The organism is Bacillus sp. G1(2015b) (assembly GCF_001482475.1).
GTDB lineage: Bacteria > Bacillota > Bacilli > Bacillales > Bacillaceae > Bacillus > Bacillus safensis.
Map to the genome: position 1 here is coordinate 368,822 of NZ_LKIC01000001.1, position 14,748 is coordinate 383,569.

At 42.3% G+C, this 14,748-nt stretch carries 16 protein-coding genes and 7 tRNA genes; 22 read left to right on the top strand and 1 reads right to left on the bottom strand.

The genetic code is table 11. The features are described from left to right. Positions 1-18: 18 nt before the first annotated feature. The 5 genes from AMR95_RS01625 to AMR95_RS01645 all read left to right on the top strand — a co-directional run bounded on the left by AMR95_RS01625 (position 19) and on the right by AMR95_RS01645 (position 4,422). Positions 19-348, top strand: a complete 330-nt coding sequence (locus AMR95_RS01625) for an anti-sigma factor antagonist (RefSeq protein WP_017358393.1) — start codon at positions 19-21, stop codon at positions 346-348. Continuing rightward, on the top strand, positions 345-833 hold the full coding sequence (rsbW, locus tag AMR95_RS01630; RefSeq protein ID WP_003214356.1) for an anti-sigma B factor RsbW: 489 nt from the start codon (positions 345-347) through the stop codon (positions 831-833). Before AMR95_RS01625 ends, rsbW begins: the two co-directional genes overlap by 4 nt. Next, positions 799-1,587, top strand: coding sequence for an RNA polymerase sigma factor SigB (gene sigB, locus AMR95_RS01635; protein ID WP_024427378.1), 789 nt, complete (start codon positions 799-801; stop codon positions 1,585-1,587). Before rsbW ends, sigB begins: the two co-directional genes overlap by 35 nt. Then, positions 1,587-2,186, top strand: a complete 600-nt coding sequence (locus AMR95_RS01640) for a PP2C family serine/threonine-protein phosphatase (protein WP_039176718.1) — start codon at positions 1,587-1,589, stop codon at positions 2,184-2,186. Before sigB ends, AMR95_RS01640 begins: the two co-directional genes overlap by 1 nt. Positions 2,187-2,262: 76 nt before the next feature. After that, complete coding sequence (locus tag AMR95_RS01645; protein ID WP_058837378.1) at positions 2,263-4,422, top strand: Tex family protein; 2,160 nt, start codon at positions 2,263-2,265, stop codon at positions 4,420-4,422. Between the two features lie 19 nt (positions 4,423-4,441). Here AMR95_RS01645 and cmpA read toward each other — a convergent pair whose 3' ends face one another. After that, complete coding sequence (gene cmpA, locus AMR95_RS19080; RefSeq protein ID WP_008346893.1) at positions 4,442-4,576, bottom strand: cortex morphogenetic protein CmpA; 135 nt, start codon at positions 4,574-4,576, stop codon at positions 4,442-4,444. Positions 4,577-4,675: 99 nt separating this feature from the next. On the opposite strand from cmpA, the gene AMR95_RS01650 reads away from it, so the two are divergent. The 17 genes from AMR95_RS01650 (at position 4,676) to AMR95_RS01730 (ending at position 14,745) form a co-directional block, all read left to right on the top strand. Continuing rightward, entirely contained in the window at positions 4,676-5,149 is a 474-nt protein-coding gene (locus AMR95_RS01650) for a SprT family protein (RefSeq protein ID WP_058837379.1), read from the top strand. A gap of 200 nt (positions 5,150-5,349) precedes the next feature. Next, on the top strand, positions 5,350-6,327 hold the full coding sequence (locus AMR95_RS01655) for a thiamine pyrophosphate-dependent dehydrogenase E1 component subunit alpha (protein WP_058837380.1): 978 nt from the start codon (positions 5,350-5,352) through the stop codon (positions 6,325-6,327). A gap of 20 nt (positions 6,328-6,347) precedes the next feature. Next, entirely contained in the window at positions 6,348-7,385 is a 1,038-nt protein-coding gene (locus tag AMR95_RS01660) for an alpha-ketoacid dehydrogenase subunit beta (RefSeq protein ID WP_008346887.1), read from the top strand. A 17-nt stretch (positions 7,386-7,402) separates the two neighbouring features. Beyond that, positions 7,403-8,542, top strand: a complete 1,140-nt coding sequence (locus AMR95_RS01665) for a dihydrolipoamide acetyltransferase family protein (protein ID WP_058837381.1) — start codon at positions 7,403-7,405, stop codon at positions 8,540-8,542. A gap of 16 nt (positions 8,543-8,558) precedes the next feature. Continuing rightward, a complete protein-coding gene (gene lpdA, locus AMR95_RS01670) occupies positions 8,559-9,938 on the top strand; it encodes a dihydrolipoyl dehydrogenase (protein WP_058837382.1) in 1,380 nt (459 codons plus the stop codon). A 103-nt stretch (positions 9,939-10,041) separates the two neighbouring features. Further along, the gene (locus tag AMR95_RS01675; protein WP_058837383.1) at positions 10,042-11,889 is read left to right on the top strand and encodes a sigma-54-dependent Fis family transcriptional regulator; all 1,848 of its coding nucleotides are present in this window, start codon (positions 10,042-10,044) and stop codon (positions 11,887-11,889) included. A gap of 223 nt (positions 11,890-12,112) precedes the next feature. Next, a tRNA-Asn gene (locus tag AMR95_RS01680) sits at positions 12,113-12,187 on the top strand. Between the two features lie 4 nt (positions 12,188-12,191). Next, positions 12,192-12,282, top strand: a tRNA-Ser gene (locus AMR95_RS01685). Positions 12,283-12,291: 9 nt separating this feature from the next. Continuing rightward, positions 12,292-12,363 (top strand) — tRNA-Glu (locus AMR95_RS01690). A 20-nt stretch (positions 12,364-12,383) separates the two neighbouring features. Beyond that, positions 12,384-12,458 (top strand) — tRNA-Gln (locus AMR95_RS01695). A gap of 31 nt (positions 12,459-12,489) precedes the next feature. Then, positions 12,490-12,565: transfer RNA gene (locus tag AMR95_RS01700), tRNA-Lys, on the top strand. 7 nt (positions 12,566-12,572) lie between these two features. Continuing rightward, positions 12,573-12,655: transfer RNA gene (locus tag AMR95_RS01705), tRNA-Leu, on the top strand. A gap of 48 nt (positions 12,656-12,703) precedes the next feature. Then, positions 12,704-12,787: transfer RNA gene (locus AMR95_RS01710), tRNA-Leu, on the top strand. A gap of 316 nt (positions 12,788-13,103) precedes the next feature. Next, positions 13,104-13,409, top strand: coding sequence for a response regulator aspartate phosphatase (locus AMR95_RS01715; protein WP_058837384.1), 306 nt, complete (start codon positions 13,104-13,106; stop codon positions 13,407-13,409). 321 nt (positions 13,410-13,730) lie between these two features. After that, positions 13,731-14,108 (top strand): tetratricopeptide repeat protein, encoded by a 378-nt coding sequence (locus AMR95_RS01725; protein WP_082672187.1) that lies wholly within the window; start codon positions 13,731-13,733, stop codon positions 14,106-14,108. A 29-nt stretch (positions 14,109-14,137) separates the two neighbouring features. Next, positions 14,138-14,275, top strand: a complete 138-nt coding sequence (locus AMR95_RS19085; protein WP_156414527.1) for a hypothetical protein — start codon at positions 14,138-14,140, stop codon at positions 14,273-14,275. Between the two features lie 89 nt (positions 14,276-14,364). Next, on the top strand, positions 14,365-14,745 hold the full coding sequence (locus AMR95_RS01730) for a cystatin-like fold lipoprotein (RefSeq protein WP_058837387.1): 381 nt from the start codon (positions 14,365-14,367) through the stop codon (positions 14,743-14,745). Positions 14,746-14,748 lie beyond the last annotated feature (3 nt).

Genomic DNA, 14,748 nt, shown 5'->3' on the forward strand with positions numbered 1-14,748 from the left:
TTTCGAGGTGAATGCATAATGAATATGTCTGTAAAAGAGCATCAAATAGATCAAAAAACGAAAATCAGTGTCAGCGGAGAAATCGATGTGTACTCCGCTCCTCAGCTAAGAGAAACGCTCATGCCTAAAGCAGAGGCGGGAGAGCATCTTGAAATCTGTCTAAAGGATGTTACGTATATGGATAGTACAGGTTTAGGTGTATTCGTTGGGCTGTTTAAAGCGGCTCAAAAAGCAGGTGGAACATTAAAGCTTGAGAACTTGTCAGAACGGCTTGTAAGGTTGTTTGAAATCACTGGATTAAAGGACATCATTGACATTTCTGCAAAGTCAGAGGGTGGGGTACAATGAACGAATCAGTAGATCTAATCGAGATGAAAATACCGGCAAAACCAGAATATGTAGGCATCATTCGTTTGACTCTTTCAGGTGTAGCGAGCCGAATGGGCTATGCCTATGAAGAGATTGAAGACTTAAAGATTGCCGTCAGTGAGGCCTGCACAAATGCAGTTCAGCATGCCTACAAAGGTGAAAACGGCGAAGATGGAGAGGTAGCTGTTCGCTTTCTTGTCTACGAGGATCGTCTAGAAATCATTGTCGCTGACAAAGGCGGTAGCTTTGACTTTAAGCAAAAACAGGAAGACTTGGGACCGTACACATCTGCTCATACGGTGGATCAATTGGCAGAAGGAGGTCTTGGTTTATACTTAATGCAAACATTGATGGATGAAGTCGAGGTGCAAGCAAACTCCGGAGTTACCGTGGCGATGACAAAGTTTTTAAACAGGGAGCGAGTTGACCATGACACAACCATCCAAAACTATGAAACTAACTAAAGATGAAGTAGATCGCCTCATCCAAAGCTATCAAACCAATCAAGACGAGCAGGCGCAGCTCACGCTGGTCGAATGCTATACAAACTTGGTTGATATGCTGGCGAAAAAATATTCTAAAGGAAAAAGCTTTCATGAGGATCTCAGACAAGTTGGAATGATTGGTTTACTTGGCGCTATTAAACGATACGACCCGCTCGTCGGTAAATCATTTGAAGCCTTTGCTATTCCAACCATCATCGGGGAAATCAAACGCTTTTTACGAGATAAGACATGGAGTGTCCATGTACCAAGGCGGATCAAAGAGCTTGGACCAAGAATCAAAATGGCAGTCGATCATTTGACAACAGAGACACAGAAATCACCTAAAGTCCAAGAAATTGCAGAATACCTAGATGTAACAGAAGAAGAAGTACTTGAAACCATGGAGATGGGCAAAAGCTATCAAGCACTGTCTGTTGACCAAGGCGTAGAGGCTGATTCTGAAGGAAGTACTGTGACGATTTTAGACGTTGTCGGCTCACAGGAAGAAGGCTACGAACGTGTGAACCAAAAAATGATGCTTGAGAGTGTGCTTCATGTGCTGTCGGATAGAGAAAAAGAGATTATCAATCTGACTTACTTGCAAAATAAGAGTCAGAAAGAGACAGGCGATTTACTTGGCATATCCCAAATGCATGTATCGAGACTGCAGCGGAAGGCAGTGAAAAAACTGCGAGATGCATTATCAGAAGATGCGTCTATGGAGCTAGGGTAATGAAACAGATTGAACAGCATGAGCATGTAAACGCAATTATCTATCAATCGAATAAAGAAGGAAAACCATGCTGCGGGGACAGTTTTTTTATTAAAGCAGATGATGAAGAACTAATTTGTGCTGTAGCAGACGGATTAGGCAGCGGCCAGTACGCCAATGAATCATCTTCTTTAGTCAGCGAAATTGTCGAAGAATATGGACATGAGGATGTGGCGACCCTCATCGACAGATGCAATCAGGCCATGAAAAATAAACGCGGTGCCACAGCTGCGATCTTAAAGGTGAATTTTTCCCAGCAGCAATTTACCTATTGTTCGGTTGGTAATATTCGTTTTATCTTGAATGCACCTTCTGGCGACTATATCTATCCACTTCCGACATCAGGATACTTATCAGGGAAACCTAGAAAATATAAAACATACACCTATTCCTACGAAAAAGGATCGATATTCATTATGTATTCAGACGGACTGAATGTGCCAAACATGCGCATGTGTTTAAAGCATGGACATTCAGTTGAAGACATCGCCAAACAGCTTGAAACATACACACAAGACAAAAAGGACGATCTCACCTATGTACTTGGTCAGCTCACGTAAAATAGCTGACCTTTTTTCTGTTTTGCCGGTTTTTTTGATACACTAAAAGAGAAGACACAGTGAGAGGATGCAAAGTATGAAGACATCTGACTTTTTATTGAAACAAATTGCGACAGAATTAAAGCTTTCAACGAAACAAATTGAAAGTGTGATCAAGCTTTTAGAGGATGGCAACACCGTCCCGTTTATTGCCCGTTATCGGAAAGAGCAGACAGGCTCACTGGATGAGGTGCAAATTCAAACCATTTCAGAGCGCTATACATATATCCAAAATGTCACGAATCGAAAAGAAGAAGTCATTCGCTTAATTGCTGAACAAGACAAACTAACCGATGAATTAAAACAGAAAATTGAACAAGCTCATAAACTGCAAGAGGTCGAAGATTTATACCGGCCATTCAAACAAAAGCGCAAAACAAAAGCGAATGTAGCCAAAGCAAAAGGGCTGGAGCCGCTGGCGGAATATTTACTCACGCTGCCAAGCGATCAGATCGAGAAGAAGGCAGCTGCTTTTATGAATGAAGAAAAAGAAGTGACGAATGTAGAAGAGGCACTTGAGGGTGCGCAGCACATCATTGCTGAACAATTGGCAGATGATCCTGATATGCGAAAATGGATTCGCAGTGAAACGTACCAAAAGGGCAGTCTGGTCACATCAGGAAAAGACGTCGAAAGCGATGAGAAAAACGTCTATGAAATGTATTACGATTATCAAGAGCCAATCAAAAAGATTGTCCCGCACCGTGTACTAGCGGTCAACCGTGGGGAGAAAGAGGGCATTTTAAAGGCAGCCATTGAACCACCTGCTGAAAATATTCGCTTCTATCTCGACAAACAAGTTCTAAAAGGCAAACAGACGACGGCGAGACCGTTTATTGAAGCAGCAATCGATGATGCATATAAACGTCTCATTCAGCCTTCCATCGAACGAGAAATACGAAAAGAGCTGACAGAAAAAGCAGAGGAACAAGCGATTCATATTTTTGCTGAAAACTTAAGAAAACTGCTGCTTCAACCGCCGATGAAAGGGAAGCGTGTACTTGGAGTCGATCCCGCATTTCGGACAGGCTGTAAATTAGCCGTCGTGGATGATACGGGCAAAGTCCATCATATTGGCGTCATTTACCCGCATCCGCCCGTGCAGAAAAAAGCGGAAGCGAAACAAAAATTGAAAGAGATCATTCAATCATCAAACATTGAAGTCATTGCGATTGGAAACGGAACAGCCTCAAGAGAGACTGAACAATTTATTGCAGACTTGATTCAAGAGCTGGATCAGCCGGTGTCCTATTTGATCGTGAATGAAGCAGGAGCAAGTGTATACTCCGCATCTGCACTTGCGCGAGAAGAGTTTCCAGATCTGCAAGTCGAAGAACGAAGCGCCATCTCAATCGCTAGAAGATTACAAGATCCTTTAGCAGAACTCGTGAAAATTGATCCGAAGTCTGTTGGTGTGGGCCAATACCAGCATGACGTCAGCCAGAAGCAATTAAACAGCTCGTTAACCTTTGTGGTAGAAACAGTCGTCAACCAAGTTGGTGTAAACGTCAATACCGCCTCACAGGCGCTGCTGCAATATGTATCAGGCCTTTCAAAAGCCGTCGCTGGGAATATCATCAAAAGACGCGAAGAGATTGGGAGATTCACAAGCAGAAAAGAATTGAAGGATATTCCAAGGCTCGGTGCTAAAACATATGAGCAGTGTATCGGTTTCTTGCGCATTACAGACGGACAAGATCCGCTTGACCGTACAGGCATTCACCCAGAGAGCTATAAAGAAACAAAACAGTTTTTACGCATGATCAACATGACGCCAGACGATCTTGGCACAGAGCAGTTAAAAGAGAAAATTGCTGAAGTGAAACTGGACGAAGCAGCAGAACAGCTAGATATTGGGACAATTACACTTCAAGATATCATCGATCAGCTCACAAGACCTGAGCGTGATCCGCGGGATGAAGTACCAAAGCCGCTGCTCAAAACAGATGTATTGAAATTGGAAGACTTGAAGCAAGGAATGGAGCTGCAAGGTACGGTAAGAAACGTCGTAGACTTCGGCGCATTCGTTGATATTGGCGTAAAGCAGGATGGGCTTGTGCATATTTCCAAACTAAGCAATCGTTTTGTGAAGCATCCGCTTGACGTTGTATCAGTTGGTGACATTGTGACCGTATGGGTGGACTCCGTTGACCAGGCAAAAGGCCGCGTCGCCCTCTCCATGTTGAAACCAGAGTAAACAAAAAACGAGGCGCACCTTAGGATGGGGTGTGCCTTGATGTGACTGAATGTTTTTTTCTATAGAAGTACCAGCATTGATTCAGCAATTTGATTTGATAATGATTTTTCTCATAAAATGCCTTCTGCATCTGATTTTTCAGCCAGTTGGGCATCGCCCATTCCTCCTTTGATCTAAACAGTGGGTGTATCTTCAATGTATGCATAGGGGAAATTGTCCCGTTCGAGGTTTTTATAGAAAGGAACGATCTTGATTGAACGAGAGAGAGTTACAGCAGTTAACAGAGCACATTTCCCAGCAGTTCTTTGGCAAGACATTCCGCCATCAGGCTGTTTTTAATGACCGGTTAAAAACGACAGGCGGGCGATATTTACTTGGTATACACAATATTGAACTGAACCGCCGATACCTAGAGGAGCATGGACGAGAAGAATTAATCGGGATCATCAAGCATGAGCTGTGTCATTATCATCTGCATCTTGAGGGAAAGGGCTATCAGCATCGCGACCGTGATTTTAAAGCGTTATTAAAACAAGTAGAAGCCCCGCGTTTTTGTACACCGCTTAAGACTGTACAAAAGAAGCGGCGTGCGGGGAAACGCCATGAATACATTTGCACAGGATGCGGCCGGTCTTTTATCAGGAAAAGACGGTTTGATACCTCTCGTTATGTATGCGGCGTCTGCAAAGGGAAATTAAAGTGGCAGAGCACAACCGATTCATTGTGATAAGCATTCCTCTAAGGGGGTGCTTTTTTTATTCGATTAGATGTGTGGACATATGGAGACAAAAAGAGACGCATGTCTCATTTTGTCTCTTTTTTCATCGGTGTGATTCGGTCAAAGCCAAAGTGTTCAAGTATCTTCATGTTGGCACGATTTTTGCTTGTATAGAAGTGCAAGCAAAAAAGGATAGGAGGTTTTACCAAATGGAAAAGGCATTGACTAAAGAAAAAGCCATATGGATGTATCAAAAAATGCAGGAAATCCGCCAATTTGAAGATCGAGTACACGCGCTTTTTACAAAAGGAATCTTGCCAGGGTTTGTCCATCTTTATGCTGGCGAAGAAGCTGTTGCCGTAGGAGTCTGTGCACATCTGAATGAAAAAGACAGTATTACAAGTACCCACCGCGGCCACGGCCATTGTATAGCGAAGGGCTGTGATCTAAAAGGAATGATGGCAGAAATCTATGGAAAAGCCACAGGTCTTTGTAAAGGCAAAGGCGGATCCATGCACATTGCAGATTTTGATAAAGGAATGCTTGGTGCCAACGGAATTGTTGGAGGCGGCTTTCCTCTTGCGTGCGGGGCAGCCCTCACAGCCAAATATAAAAAGACAGAAAATGTAAGCGTTTGCTTTTTTGGAGATGGTGCAAACAATCAAGGGACTTTCCACGAAGGAATCAATCTCGCGGCCATCTGGAAACTGCCCGTCATTTTCATCGCAGAAAACAATGGGTACGGAGAAGCGACACCATTTTCCTATGCTTCAAGCTGCAAATCAATCGTCGATCGAGCGGCCGGTTATGACATTCCTGGGATTCAAGTAGACGGAAAAGATGTGATGGCCGTTTATCAAGCCGCAGAACAAGCAATTGAACGAGCGAAAAATGGAGAAGGTCCGACATTGATTGAATGCATGACATATCGGAATTATGGCCATTTCGAAGGAGATGCCCAACGTTACAAAACCAATCAAGAAAAAACAGAACATCAAGAAGAGAGAGATGCGATCACTCTTTTTAAAAATGAATTGATCAAGCAGCAGCTGCTGACGAATGGAGAGCTATCAAATATTGAAACGACTGTAACAGAAGCGATAGATGAAGCCGTTCAATTCAGTGAAGAAAGTGAATATCCAGATCAGACCGAATTATTGACCGACGTGTATGTTTCGTATCAATAAATCAGAAGGAGGAGAGGAAAATGACAAGAGAAATCAGCATGTCTAGTGCATTGAATGAAGCGATTAAGCTTGCCATGAGAAGAGACGAGGATGTCATTTTAATGGGGGAAGATGTTGCTGGAGGCGCTCATGTAGATCACTTACAAGATGATGAAGCATGGGGCGGCGTGCTCGGTGTAACGAAAGGAATCGTTCAGGAGTTTGGACGTGAGCGAGTCCTTGACACACCGATTAGTGAAGCTGGCTATGTAGGTGCGGCCATGGCAGCTGCTTCCACAGGGCTAAGGCCAATTGCGGAGCTCATGTTTAATGATTTTATCGGGACCTGTCTGGACCAAGTGCTGAATCAAGGGGCTAAATTTCGATACATGTTTGGTGGAAAAGCAGAGGTGCCAATCACAATCAGAACGACACATGGAGCGGGTTTTAGAGCAGCTGCTCAGCATTCGCAAAGCTTGTATGCGCTATTTACAAGCATCCCTGGATTGAAAGTGGTGGTGCCTTCTTCACCATACGATGCCAAAGGATTGCTGCTGGCAGCCATCGAGGATCAGGACCCTGTCATCTTTTTTGAAGACAAAACGCTTTACAATATCACAGGAGATGTTCCGGAGCGATATTACACGTTGCCGCTTGGTAAAGCAGATGTGAAAAGAGAAGGATCAGATGTGACCATTTTTGCAGTAGGCAAACAAGTTCATACAGCACTCGAAGCAGCAGAGCAATTAGCTGCGCAAGGAATTGAAGCAGAGGTGATTGATCCTAGAAGCTTGTCGCCGCTCGATGAAGAGGCCATTCTGACTTCAGTAGAGAAAACAAATCGGCTTGTCATTGTGGATGAAGCAAATCCAAGATGCGGAATTGCCGCAGATATTTCTTCTCTGGTTGCGGATAAAGGATTCGATTTACTCGACGCACCAATAAAAAAAGTGACGGCTCCTCATACACCGGTCCCATTTTCACCACCGCTTGAAGATATCTATTTGCCGACACCTGATAAGGTTGTGAACACTGTCTTAGAGATGGTTGGAAAAAGTCATGACAAGATCTTGAACTAAAGAAAGGAGAGAGGGAGATGGCTGTCGAGGTTGTGATGCCGAAATTGGGCATGTCAATGAAAGAAGGAACGGTATCTGTCTGGAATAAAGAGATCGGAGAGACCGTGAATAAAGGGGAAAGCATTGCAAGCATCAACTCTGAAAAAATTGAAATGGAGATCGAATCACCTGCAGAAGGAACCATATTGGATATAAAAGTGTCTGAGGGAGAAGGTGTACCGCCTGGCACGGTCATCTGCTATATCGGTGAAGGAAATGAACAGGTCGAGGAAAAGAAAGAAAAAGACCTGCCGCCAAAACAAAAGAAAGAGAGAATAAAAATCTCCCCTGTTGCACGTAAGATTGCTCAAAGTGCTAATTTGGATATTCATACACTAGTGGGAACAGGTCCAGATGGGAGAATCACGAAAGCGGATGTGCTTCGGGCACTTCCTGATGAAAAAGAAAAAGAAAAACAACATAATGAACCAACAAAGCATCAGCCAGCCAGCATGATGCGGAAAACCATTGCCTCGCGAATGATGGAAAGCCTGCAAACAAGTGCACAATTAACAATAACGATGAAAGCAGATGTGACAAAACTTACAGCTTTACAGTCTGAGTTGAACGAAACAGCTGGAGCACAACACGATATGAAATTAACCATGACCGATTTTGTAGCCAAAGCAGTGATTCTTTCTCTGCAAAAGCACCCTGCAATGAACAGTCAATATCAACATGATAGAGTCGAAACTTTTGAGCATGTACATCTTGGAATCGCTGCTGCTTTAGATCACGGGCTGGCAGTGCCGGTTATTCGGCATGCGGAAAAGCTTTCACTTATTGAGCTGGCGAAGAGCATCAAATCGTATGGCAAAAAAGCACGTGAAGGCAAACTTCTCCACGATGAAATTGAAGGCTCTACCTTTACAATCACTAACCTAGGTGCTTATGGTGTGGAACATTTCACCCCGATTTTGAATCCGCCGGAAGCAGGTATTCTTGGCGTTGGAAAAGCGGATCAAATGCCTGTTTATCAGGGGAATGAATTATGTAAAGGGACGATCCTGCCACTCAGTCTGACATTTGACCATCGCGTGCTGGACGGGGCGCCGGCATCACAATTTTTATCAACTGTTAAAGCGTATTTAGAAAATCCAGTATCCATTCTTTTATAGGAAGCAGGTGAAATGAATGACGCTTGTCATTATAGGAGGCGGGCCAGCAGGATATGTGGCGGCAATAACAGCCGCCCGTTTTGACAGAGAGGTTGTACTAATCGACCAAGGCCTGTTAGGAGGTACCTGCCTGAATGAAGGCTGTATCCCAACGAAAGCACTTTTACAAAGCGCTGATATGTACGAGCATGTGAAATCAGCTGGTCATTTTGGAATTGAGCTTCCAGAAAATGACCCTATCATTCATTGGGATGCCGTTCAAAAGCGGAAACGGTCAGTCGTGAAGCAGCTGACTGATGGCGTTCGTTATTTGATGAATAAAAACAAAATCAGCGTGTTAAATGGGAAAGCATCATTTCTTTCGGCACATGAGCTATTGATAGAAAGTGAAGGGACATCTGAAATCATTCAAGCAAAACAAATCATTATTGCTTCAGGATCAGAACCTGCTGCTTTGCCTTTCGCCCCATTTGACAGGGAGTGGATCATTGATAGTAAGGATGCCATGACGCTCCCTTCAATACCAGATTCGCTTTGTATCATTGGCGGAGGGGTGATCGGCTGTGAGTTTGCAAGCATCTTTAGCAGAATGGGATCAAAGGTTGTCATGGTTGAACAGGCAGCACACATTTTACCTGAAGAAGATCACGATACCGCTAACTGTCTTCACGATCAGCTTCAAAAAGCTGGTGTGGAGATTTTGACATCAGCAACAGTCAAACAGCTTGATGCAATCTCAAAAAAAGTGGTGGTTGAGAAGGATCATGGAGAGCGCTGTGACATCAAGGCCGATCATTGTTTAGTCGCCATTGGCAGAAAGCCGAGGCTGGGAGAGCTGAATCTTGAGCAGGTCGGCATAGAATTTGACAGAAACGGCATCTGCGTCAATGAGCATATGCAAACCAATCTCCCGCATATCTATGCGTGCGGTGATGTGACAGGCGGTGTTCAGCTTGCTCATGCTGCTTTTCATGAAGGAACGATTGCGGCATCACATGCATCAGGTGAAGATGTAAAGGTCAATGAACAAGTGATTCCAAGGTGCATCTACACGTCTCCAGAAATCGCGAGTGTCGGTTTAAATGAAGAGAGTGCTAGAAAACAATATGGGGAGATTCGGCTAGGGAAATTCGCATTTTCTGCAAATGGAAAAGCACTCATTTTAAATCAGCCAGCTGGTCAAGTGAAGGTCATTGTCGAACCGGAATATCAAGAAATTTTAGGTGTATCCATTATCGGGCCAAATGCCACAGAACTAATTGGACAAGCGGCAGTGATGATGCATACAGAGTTGACAGCTGATACATTAGAGCAGTTTATTGCGGCACATCCGACACTCTCTGAGGCGATACACGAAGCCTTGCTGCAAACAACTGGACGAGCGGTGCACTGCTGATAGAGAAACATTTTATCCGAATGAATTCCTGGGTCAGTCAATAATTGAAAGCGCTTTTATAATTATCTATAATGGATAAAAAGCCCCCAGAGGAGAGGATGGAATGAATCCGACGCCTTGTTATTTAAATACTTGGAAACGTTTTGTTCGTGAAGGTTTACTTGATAGGTCTCGTCTGGATAAGAGAGTGATGGAGTCATGGCACAGATGTAAACAGGCAAATGTGAACCCGTATTTAGATAAAGGACAGTCGTTGTTAGAAAAGGAATTATTCAGTATACAAAAAAAGAAGTACTCACTATTCCTAAATGCCGCTCTTCCTTACTTAAATAAAATTAGTCAGCAATTAAAAGAATCGGACATGATGGCCTTACTCATCGATGCAGATGGCTATGTGCTAAGTCTGACAGGAAGCCAAAGGACACTGGTAGAAGCGAAAAAAATAAATTTTATGGAGGGCGCGCGCTGGACCGAAGCCGATGTGGGGACGAACGCTATTGGAACGGCACTGGTCATTGGGGAAGCTGTAGCGATCAACGGAACTGAGCATTTTTCAGTCGCTTCCCACCATTGGAGTTGTTCAGCGGCCCCTATTCGTGACGCAGACGGCACGATCATAGGAGTCATTGATATCTCCTGTATGGCGGATCAAAGGCATCCTTTTATGCTTGGGATGGCTTCAACAGTTGCATATGCTATAGAGAGAGAAATTCAGGTCCAGCAAAAAAGGAAAGAGATGGAGCTGGTCAGTCATTGTCTCCAGCAGGTAGAAGCGGACGAGCCGTATGTTGTCTGTAATGAGAAAAAGCAGATTGTTTTGGCAAGCAAACCGATTAGAGATCGATTTTCAGACTGGTACGGAATGGATGTTGAGCTGCTCATGGCTGATACATTTGTTACACGAGACAAGTGTCTCATTCAGTCAGAACAAGACGGAGAGCTGCTTGGGATGTCTTTTTCTCTTGAAGAAGCAGAGAAGAGAAATATCACCGTTTCTTTTCCTCAATTTCCCGGGGAATCTGGAACAAGTACAGTATTTCAGCAGACGCTGAGCGAATTGAAACGAGCGGCACAAACAGATGTAAATGTATATATTTGGGGAGAAACAGGTACAGGGAAAGAACTGGCCGCTCGAGCGATTCACTTAGCTAGTGAAAGACATAAAGGACCGTTTATTGCCGTTAATTGTGGAGCCATACCAGAAAGCCTGTTAGAAAGCGAACTATTTGGTTATGCTGAAGGAGCTTTTACAGGGGCAAAACGTCATGGAGGAAAGGGGAAATTTGAACAGGCGCAGAAAGGAACGCTCTTTTTAGACGAAATTGGCGAAATCCCTTATGCGATGCAAGTGGCGCTTCTTAGGGTCATTGAAGAAAGAAAAGTCGTACCGCTCGGCGGGACACACGAAATCCCTTTGGATATTAGAATCATTACAGCGACACACCGGAATATGAACGAACTGCTGAAGGAAGGAAAAATACGTGAAGATTTGTATTACCGTCTTCATGTCTATCCAATAAACATCCCGCCGCTTAGAGAAAGAAAAGAAGACATTGTTGATTTCTATCGCTATTACCAAAAGAAACACCAATGGAATGCGACATTTCCTGAATCTTTTTTTCGTAAGCTAGAAGCGTACCACTGGCCAGGAAACATACGAGAGCTTTTTAATCTGTTTGAACATATAAGGGTACTATTTCCTAAAGGAGGATGGATTGGTGAATCGCAATATGCGGCGTTATTAGAGGCGATGGATCAGAAAAAGCAGAAGCTGCATCTACCAGAGTATACCGAGAATCCAAAAGAACTCACGCTAAGGGAACGCATTCAAAAGCAAACGGTGATTGAAGCATTGCACAAAACAAAAGGTCATGTGTCAGAAGCAGCGAGGCTGGCAGAGGTGCCAAGAAGCACCTTTTACAAGTGGATGCGAAAGTATAAGCTGTCATGAACTCATAGGGAGCGCAGCAGCAAGGAGACCTTGGTCTTTCAGTTAGAGGTCGGGGTCTTTCTGTCATGTCTAAACAGAAAACAAAAAGGAAGGAAGAAAGGCTTGACTGTTATATTAGTATATGTTAAATTATAAAAGCCGTCGCTAATGAGACAGGAATGAAACACTTAAAAATTCTTGACACATTTTTCTGGCATAGATATAATGAAACATGTCTTATTATTCCGCAGTAGCTCAGTGGTAGAGCTATCGGCTGTTAACCGATCGGTCGTAGGTTCGAGTCCTACCTGCGGAGCCATAATGGAGAAGTACTCAAGTGGCTGAAGAGGCGCCCCTGCTAAGGGTGTAGGTCGTGTAAGCGGCGCGAGGGTTCAAATCCCTCCTTCTCCGCCATTATTGTATGGCCCGTTGGTCAAGCGGTTAAGACACCGCCCTTTCACGGCGGTAACACGGGTTCGAATCCCGTACGGGTCATGTTTTGTTTTTTGATTCGTTGGGCTATAGCCAAGCGGTAAGGCAACGGACTTTGACTCCGTCATGCGTTGGTTCGAATCCAGCTAGCCCAGCCATTTTATATATATGTTTTTCTGCATAGCAGATGAGCCATTAGCTCAGTTGGTAGAGCATCTGACTTTTAATCAGAGGGTCGAAGGTTCGAGTCCTTCATGGCTCACCATTGTCACGCGGGTGTGGCGGAATTGGCAGACGCGCTAGACTTAGGATCTAGTGTCTTTATGACGTGGGGGTTCAAGTCCCTTCACCCGCATTGTTTTTTCAAACAGTGCACTTATGAATATATGAGCACATCATACACGCGGTCGTGGCGGAATGGCAGACGCGCTAGGTTGAGGGCCTAGTGGGTGAATAACCCGTGGAGGTTCAAGTCCTCTCGGCCGCATCTAAGAAACCAAAGGTTGTAGACCTTTGGTTTTTTTTTATTTTTTATAACTTCTAAATGAATCTGTTTGTATTAAATAAATGTTTTTTTGCTTGTTAGAAATAAGTGACGATATATGTTGTTGTCCGAATAGACGCATATCCTAGCCTATATGATCTTCTTCTGTTGATCAATTAGTAGAGCGACATGAGATGTCTAATTTCTTGCAGCTAATAACGTTTATATTTTCAAAGAGTCTTCCGCTTTCACCGATATTTATAAATATGGGTTCTATTGTAATGAAAGATACTTTTAAAGGTCTACAAGATTTGGGAAATTGGAAATTTTTCAAAGGGAAGCATGTCAAAACACGGCAATTAAAAACAACTTAATAAATGAAGCGAAAGAAATAAAAAGAGAAGTTGAGCAGCTGATAATGAATATGGAAGAAAACCAAGATGTATTGTTGTATTATCAGCTGTTGGATTTTAGACATGAATTAATGCTCTCTTATATGAATGCAAAGGGATTAAAAGAAGTTAATGAAACATACGAACAATTGCGACAAAATGAAGGGAATCTTACAGGCATGTTGGAATACTATTTCTTCTTTTTTATGGGGATATATGAATTCAGAAGGTGAGTTAACCACAGTCATAAGTGCTTACAGAATAGCGGAGACCAAATTAAACGATATTGAAGATGAGATTGAACATGCTGAATTCTACTTTAAGATTTCAGAAGTTTATTATTATATGAAGCAAACCTATTTTTCTTTGAATTATGCTAAAAAGTCTCTTAGAATTTACAGTAATTATGATACCTACCATGGCCATATTATCCATGTTCAATGCGTTATAGCTGGAATTTTGATGGACATCTTAGATTATGAGGGAGCACTTAGTCAATTTAAAGAAAAAAAGCCAAAAAATAAACAAAGAGTATTTAGAAGGTACATCTTAATTTGGGGATTTGCTGTAATGCTCGTGGAGATTATGAAGCAGCAGAAAGATATTTAAAGAGTGCTCTTGAAATTTTTGAAGAAGGTAATCACAGTTTTTTGCCGAAAACAATATTTAATATGGCTCATGCTTTATGCAGGGATAACAAAAGGACTGAAGCTAAGATTTATGTAAAAAAGGGTATTTCTTTGGCTCAAAAGAATAATGACGTTGAGTATTATATATCTAAATCTAATATTCTTCAAGGTCTCTATGTAAAAGAAGCAAAACATTTGTTAGACCAATGTTTTGCTTTCTTTAAAAGTAGACAAATGTATGGTGATATTGAAGACTTTGCATTAGAAGCGGCTGAATACTTATCATATTGTCAATTTAGCTAGAACAGAAATTAAAAAAGGAGAAATCATATATGAAAATGATTATCTTGGCATTAATGATAGTCGTGAGCATAGCGATCTCGGGTGATTTATCAAAAAATGATAGTGCTTACTATAATAAAATATTTAGTGGAGAATCAAAAATTTTAGCTGAGCGTGTAGGAAGTTAATAAGGTTTACAAGTTATTCAACTGAAAATGTTCTTTAAATATCCATTTTTCGATTATTAATAAGAACATGGAGAAAAGAGGTGTGAATTTTGAAGAACCTTTTTATTTCCCTTAATATAGTTGCCTTTCTTTTGTTAACTGCGTGTGGAGGAAATAAATACGATGATGCGATTGATAATGTAATAAAAAAATATAAACATTCTTTAATTGAGAGTGGATATGATACGGAAGAAGTTGAAAGGGATAATGCCTTAGTTCGTGTATATGATGGTGGTAAATATATTAAGTTTGTTTTTTATAATGATGGTTCCTTGAACTATACCTCGTATATATACTATGAAAAAATGGGAGATGATTACGAAGAAATGGCTAATATGCCCGCTAATGGAGATGGGGATCGACTTGGTTTGTATATGAAAACACCTGATTATGAAGAAGTTAAAGGGAAAGAAACAAAATTGGAAAAGTAGATT